Annotated in this window: 5 protein-coding genes; 4 read left to right on the forward strand and 1 reads right to left on the reverse strand. The window is 63.6% G+C overall.

The window, feature by feature from the left end:
- Positions 1-9: 9 nt before the first annotated feature.
- The gene (locus tag NKH71_RS21140; RefSeq protein WP_352792066.1) at positions 10-954 is read right to left on the reverse strand and encodes a PfkB family carbohydrate kinase; all 945 of its coding nucleotides are present in this window, start codon (positions 952-954) and stop codon (positions 10-12) included.
- Positions 955-1,231: 277 nt separating this feature from the next.
- Between NKH71_RS21140 and recA the strand changes: the two genes are divergently transcribed.
- From recA to NKH71_RS21160, 4 genes are all read left to right on the forward strand, one after another.
- Positions 1,232-2,329, forward strand: a complete 1,098-nt coding sequence (recA, locus tag NKH71_RS21145; protein ID WP_023717366.1) for a recombinase RecA — start codon at positions 1,232-1,234, stop codon at positions 2,327-2,329.
- Positions 2,330-2,588: 259 nt separating this feature from the next.
- Positions 2,589-5,255: an alanine--tRNA ligase gene (gene alaS / locus NKH71_RS21150; protein WP_352481310.1), complete on the forward strand. Its 2,667-nt coding sequence runs from the start codon at positions 2,589-2,591 to the stop codon at positions 5,253-5,255.
- Between the two features lie 66 nt (positions 5,256-5,321).
- Positions 5,322-5,852, forward strand: coding sequence for a PhzF family phenazine biosynthesis protein (locus tag NKH71_RS21155; RefSeq protein WP_352792067.1), 531 nt, complete (start codon positions 5,322-5,324; stop codon positions 5,850-5,852).
- Positions 5,795-6,115, forward strand: coding sequence for a PhzF family phenazine biosynthesis protein (locus NKH71_RS21160; protein WP_352792068.1), 321 nt, complete (start codon positions 5,795-5,797; stop codon positions 6,113-6,115). The genes NKH71_RS21155 and NKH71_RS21160 overlap by 58 nt, the downstream gene beginning before the upstream one ends.
- The last annotated feature ends 373 nt before the right edge of the window (positions 6,116-6,488 follow it).

Raw genomic sequence — 6,488 nt, forward strand, 5'->3', positions numbered from 1 at the left:
GGCCGCATTTCACGCCAGGTCCCGCGCCTCGGGCACGAGCGCCAGCGCCTCGGCAAAGCCGGCACCGCTGAAGGCCGCAACAGTATCGGCGCTCTCGACGGCGAGCATAGATACGGCAACGCCTTCGCGCAGTGCCGCGCGCAGCGTCAGGCCGCGCAGCAGGGCGGCGATCGTCGCGCCGGCCAATGCGTCACCGGCGCCGGCAGCATCGGTCCGCTTTTGGAGCGGCGGTGGCAGGATCGAGAACGCGCCCAATTTGTCGAAACCGAGCACCGGTCCGTCGCCAGCGGTGATCACGCCGCTTTTCAGGCCCGCGCGTCTCAGGCCGTCGACGATGCCTTGGTCGTCAGCATCGATGTCGACGCCGGCGAGCACGCCGGCCTCGTGCCGGTTCATGAAGGCGAGTGCCAGAAAATCAAGCACCGGCGTCAGCCGCGCCGCTTTGCTGGGCGAGACGGCAAGCGCAAACACCGGCTTGCCGGCGGCGAGTGCCGCCAGCCGCGCCACTGCGGAAGACGGCAGGTTGGCGTCGCACAGCACCGCGTCGGCCGAACCGATCGCGTCTCGCACCTTGGCGCGGCGGATCTGCTTGGGAAGCGCCAGCTCGTAGAGCACCATGTCGGCAAGGCCGGCGATCAGCCCGCCGTCGCTATCGACCAGCATCGTATGGCTTGGCGTCGCGCGGTCGAGGAACACCGCCGACAAATCGGCAATGCCGGCGTCGGTGACGGCGCGTAAAACCGTGTCGCCCAGGGCATCGCCGCCGCGCACCGAAAGCAGCGAGGCCGAGACGCCGCGCCGCACCGCACAGCGCAAGGCGTTGAAGGCGGCGCCGCCGACATGCTCGCGCATCGTGCCGGGGTTGGAAGCGGCCGGCACGAAGGCGCCGGCAACCCGGCCGCGCCGCTCGATATAGGCGCCACCCACGGCCAGGATCGTCGGGGATTTCATCATGCCGGCAAAATGCCCTTTGCTGTTGCCCGGGAGGAGACTAGGTCGCCGGGCGGAACCCTGCAATCGCGGGTGCGATTCGGATGGTGACGGCAACGGCGCCGCATGCGAGGCGGGATACGTCCGGAAGCAAAATTGTGAAACAAAAATAGAACAAATATGGATATCCGTTATTTTTCAAACCCTTGGGGCTCATTGACAAATGAGAACAAACGAGGTACATTCTTTTAAGGATTGCGGGATTGTCCGGCCTCCATTGACGACCACGGGGTGATGTATCATGGCTCAGAATTCTTTGCGGCTTGTAGAGGACAAAGCGGTGGACAAATCAAAGGCTCTGGATGCGGCGCTGTCGCAAATCGAGCGTGCCTTCGGCAAGGGTTCGATCATGCGGCTCGGCGCGAACGAGCAGGTCGTCGAGATCGAAACGGTGCCGACCGGCTCGCTTGGGTTGGACATCGCGCTTGGCGTCGGCGGCCTGCCGCGCGGCCGCATCGTCGAGATCTACGGACCGGAAAGCTCGGGCAAGACGACGCTGGCGCTGCACACGGTGGCCGAAGCCCAGAAGAAGGGCGGCATCTGCGCCTTTGTCGATGCCGAGCATGCGCTCGATCCGGTCTATGCCCGCAAGCTCGGCGTCGATCTCGAAAACCTGCTGATCTCGCAGCCCGATACCGGCGAACAGGCGCTGGAGATATGCGACACGCTGGTGCGCTCCGGCGCCATCGACGTGCTGGTGGTCGATTCGGTGGCGGCGCTGACGCCGCGGGCCGAAATCGAAGGCGAGATGGGCGATTCGCTGCCCGGCCTGCAGGCCCGCCTGATGAGCCAGGCACTGCGCAAGCTCACCGCCTCGATCTCGCGCTCCAACACCATGGTCATCTTCATCAACCAGATCCGCATGAAGATCGGCGTGATGTTTGGTTCGCCCGAGACGACGACCGGCGGCAACGCGCTGAAATTCTATGCCTCGGTCCGCCTCGACATCCGCCGCATCGGCTCGGTCAAGGATCGCGACGAGGTCGTCGGCAACCAGACCCGCGTCAAGGTCGTCAAGAACAAGCTGGCGCCGCCCTTCAAGGTGGTCGAGTTCGACATCATGTATGGCGAGGGCGTCTCCAAGACCGGCGAGCTGGTCGATCTCGGCGTCAAGGCTGGCGTGGTCGAAAAGTCGGGCGCCTGGTTCTCCTATAATTCGCAGCGTCTCGGCCAGGGCCGCGAAAACGCAAAACTGTTCCTGCGCGACAATCCCGACACGGCGCGCGAGATCGAATTGGCGCTGAGGCAGAATGCCGGATTGATCGCCGAGAAATTCCTTGAGAACGGCGGCTCCGAAAGCAGCGACGACGGTTTCGAGGACGACGCCGGGGCGATGTAGGAAAAGCGACGCCTCCCGGAGCGTCAGCCAGGTTCGGATTTGATGTTTTGATTTTGAGTTTGCGTAATCGGTACATTTTGAACCGCCGGCCCCGTGCCGGCGGTTGGCGTTTGACGGCGAGTCAGACGCATTTCAAAGCGCCGGTGAAAGCCGGGATTTGAGCCCATTTGGTGTTTCTGGACAGGCTGCGGTGCGACCGCTAAAAGGCCATGTCTATTTTCCGCCGGCAGCCGGCGGTTCTCTCGAAAAGGCAGTATTCATGAGTGGCGTCAACGAGATCCGGTCGGCATTTCTCGACTATTTTCGCAAGGAAGGTCACGAGGTCGTCGCGTCGAGCCCGCTGGTGCCGCGCAACGACCCGACGCTGATGTTCACCAATGCCGGCATGGTGCAGTTCAAGAACGTTTTCACCGGTCTGGAGAAGCGGCCCTATTCGCGTGCGACGACTGCCCAGAAGAGTGTTCGTGCCGGCGGCAAGCACAACGACCTCGACAATGTCGGCTACACCGCGCGACACCTGACCTTCTTCGAGATGCTCGGCAATTTCTCCTTCGGCGATTATTTCAAGGAGCGCGCCATAGAGCTTGCCTGGAACCTGATCACCAGGGAGTTCGGGCTGAAGAAGGACAAGCTGCTGGTCACCGTCTACCACACCGACGACGAGGCCGCCTCCTACTGGAAGAAGATCGCCGGTCTTTCCGACGATCGCATCATCCGCATCGCGACCTCGGACAATTTCTGGGCAATGGGCGACACCGGACCGTGCGGGCCGTGTTCGGAGATATTCATCGACCGTGGCGAGCACATCTGGGGTGGCCCTCCCGGCAGCCCCGAGGAGGATGGCGACCGTTTCCTCGAATTCTGGAACCTGGTGTTCATGCAGTATGAACAGGTGACGAAGGACGAGCGCGTCGACCTGCCGCGTCCGTCGATCGACACGGGCATGGGCCTCGAGCGCATGGCCTCCATCCTGCAAGGAGTTGATAGCGTCTTCGAAACCGACCTGTTCCGCCACCTGATCGACGCTGCGTCGTCGGCGCTTGGCCGCGGTCCGGATGCGGACACCGTCGCATCGTTCCGCGTCATCGCCGACCACTTGCGTTCGTCCTGCTTCCTGGTCGCCGACGGCGTGCTGCCGTCCAACGAAGGGCGGGGCTACGTGCTTCGTCGCATCATGCGCCGCGCCATGCGCCACGCGCAGTTGCTCGGCTCGAATGAGCCGCTGATGTGGAAGCTGGTGCCGGCGCTGGTCCGCGAGATGAGCCAAGCCTACCCGGAACTGGTGCGCGGCGAGCAGATGATCACCGAGACGCTGAAGCTTGAGGAAACTCGTTTCCGCAAGACGCTGGTGCGAGGCTTGGGCTTGCTTTCGGAGGCGACGGAAAAGTTGGTCTCCGGCGACATGCTGGATGGCGAGACAGCGTTCAAGCTCTACGACACCTATGGCTTTCCGCTCGATCTGACGCAGGACGCGCTGCGCCAGCGCAACATCTCGGTCAACCTTGCCGGCTTCACCGAGGCGATGGAGCGGCAGAAGGCGGAGGCGCGCAAAAGCTGGGCTGGTTCCGGTGAGGCCGCAACCGAAACGGTATGGTTCGCGGTGCGTGAGGAGAACGGCGCCACCGAATTCCTGGGCTATGAGACCGAGCAGGCGGAAGGCCTCGTCCAGGCGCTGGTCAGGGACGGCAAGACCGTCGACAGTGCCGGCAAAGGCGACGCCGTTGCCGTGGTTGTCAACCAGACGCCGTTCTATGGCGAGTCCGGTGGCCAGATGGGCGATACCGGCGTCATTTCAGGCGACGGGTTCTCGATCGAGATATCCGATACGCAGAAGAAGGCCGATGGGCTTTTCGTCCATGTCGGCAAGGTGGCCAACGGCACGGTCAAGACGGGCGCGACCGTCGAGCTGAGGGTGGACCACGCGCGCCGCTCCAGGCTGCGCGCGAACCATTCCGCCACGCATCTGATCCATGAGGCGCTGCGCGAGGTGCTGGGTACCCATGTGGCGCAGAAGGGCTCACTGGTCGCGCCAGAGCGTCTGCGCTTCGACATCTCCCACAACAAGCCGATCTCGCCGGACGAGCTCGAAGAGGTCGAGCGCATGGCAAACGAAATCGTCGTTCAGAATAGCCCTGTAACCACGCGCCTGATGTCGGTCGACGACGCCATTGCCGAAGGCGCCATGGCGCTGTTTGGCGAGAAATATGGCGATGAGGTGCGCGTCGTTTCGATGGGCACAGGCCTGCATGGCGCCAAGGCCAACCGGCCCTATTCGGTCGAGCTATGCGGCGGCACCCATGTTAGGGCGACCGGCGATATCGGCCTGGTGCGCATCGTGTCCGACAGCGCGGTCGCTGCCGGCGTGCGCCGCATCGAGGCGTTGACCGGCGAGGCGGCCAGAAAGCATCTCGACGAGCAGGACAAGCGGCTGAAGGCGGCCGCCGCCGCGCTGAAGATTTCGCCGGCCGATGTGCCGGCCCGCGTCGAGGCACTGCTCGACGAGCGCAAGAAGCTCGAAAAGGAGCTGACCGAGGCGCGCAAGAAACTGGCGCTCGGCGATCGCTCGCCAGCCGGTGTGCCTGCGGAAAACGAAACGATTGCCGGTGTCGGTTTTCTCGGCAAGGCGGTATCGGGCGTCTCGCCAAAGGATTTGAAGCCGCTGGCCGATGCCGGCAAGAAGTCGCTCGGCTCCGGCGTCGTCGTCTTTGTCGGCGCCGGCGAGGACAACAAGGCGAGCGTCGTCGTCGCGGTCACCGATGATCTGACCGGCCGCTTCAGCGCAATCGATCTGGTGCGCGTCGCGTCCGCGGCATTGGGCGGGCAGGGCGGCGGCGGTCGACCCGATATGGCCCAGGCCGGCGGCCCGGACGGCTCGAAGGCCGAAGACGCGATCGCTGCGGTGAAAGCGGCTCTCGAGGCGGCGTGAACCTGCACCGGGGGCGGGCACGGCCGAAATGGCGCGCCGCCCAGCGGACATCCTTGAGGGTCTGATATGCCGACGCTGACGATGTATCAGGTCGACGCCTTTGCCGAACAGGCCTTCCAGGGCAACCCTGCCGCCGTTCTCCTTTTGGAGGAGTGGCTGCCGGAGCAGTTAATGCAGGCCATCGCCAACGAAAACAATCTTGCCGAAACGGCGTTTGTGCGGGCGAATGGCAAAGGTTGGGATTTGCGCTGGTTCACGCCGGTCCATGAAGTCGACTTCTGCGGCCATGCCACTCTTGCGGCCGCCCATGTGCTGACCACGGAATACAGTGGTCAGGGCGAAATGGCCTTCGCCACCCGGGTGGGCGAGTTGCGGGTTTCCCAGCGGGAAGGGGCCTATCAGCTCGATCTGCCGTTTTTTCCGCCGCAGCCCGTCGAGGAAGAGCTGAAGTCGGCGCTGCAGCGATATTGTCTCAGCGGACGGTTGCGGGCTTCCGCAATTTCGAGAACCTGTTTGTCGAGCTTGCCGACGAGACAAGCGTGCGATCTTTCGTTCCCGATCTGCTCAGGATCGGACGTTTTCATCCTCTCGGCTTAGTCATTACCGCGCCTGGGCAGGCCCATGATTTCGTCTCGCGTTATTTCGTGCCCGGAGCAGGCATTCCCGAGGATCCGGTAACCGGCTCCATTCATGCGACGCTGGTGCCTTACTGGGCTGAAAAACTCGGCAAGACGCATCTGTCGGCATTCCAATGCTCGCAACGCGGCGGGCACTTGCTATGCGAGCTGGCCGGAGATCGCGTGCTGATCACAGGCCGTGCGAAGACCTTTATGAAGGCGGAGATCTACCTTCCCGATTGAGCGGTATTTCGCAGTGGGTCGCCTTCGGCGAAGCTGCCGATCTCCCCCCTTGCGGGGGAGATGCCCGGCAGGGCAGAGGGGGGTGCTGTCCCTCCGACTGCCAGCCCAATCGGAGCCACGTTCTCAGGCCGTTCCCAATTGGAAAGGATCAGTCGAAGGTTACGATCCTTCACACCCCCCTCTGTCCTGCCGGACATCTCCCCCGCAAGGGGGGAGATTGGAGTTGTGTGCGTCAAGTTCTGCAAAAATGGCGTGGCAGTAGCTGTGACATCGGCGTGTCCGCCGCGCAGCCCCCGTGTTTAGCGGAGCGGCGGACACACGGCGGTGCTCAGGCGGCCAATGCTCTCAGGCTCTCCTTCTTGTGCTCGCGCAG

This window comes from Mesorhizobium sp. M0983 (assembly GCF_040318975.1).
GTDB lineage: Bacteria > Pseudomonadota > Alphaproteobacteria > Rhizobiales > Rhizobiaceae > Mesorhizobium.

What these genes read in the sequence shown, in the direction of transcription:
- NKH71_RS21140 (WP_352792066.1), bottom strand. Translation starts at nt 954, where the DNA reads ATGATGAAATCCCCGACGATCCTGGCCGTGGGTGGCGCCTATATCGAG.
- alaS (WP_352481310.1), top strand. Translation starts at nt 2,589, where the DNA reads ATGAGTGGCGTCAACGAGATCCGGTCGGCATTTCTCGACTATTTTCGC.
- recA (WP_023717366.1), top strand. Translation starts at nt 1,232, where the DNA reads ATGGCTCAGAATTCTTTGCGGCTTGTAGAGGACAAAGCGGTGGACAAA.
- NKH71_RS21155 (WP_352792067.1), top strand. Translation starts at nt 5,322, where the DNA reads ATGCCGACGCTGACGATGTATCAGGTCGACGCCTTTGCCGAACAGGCC.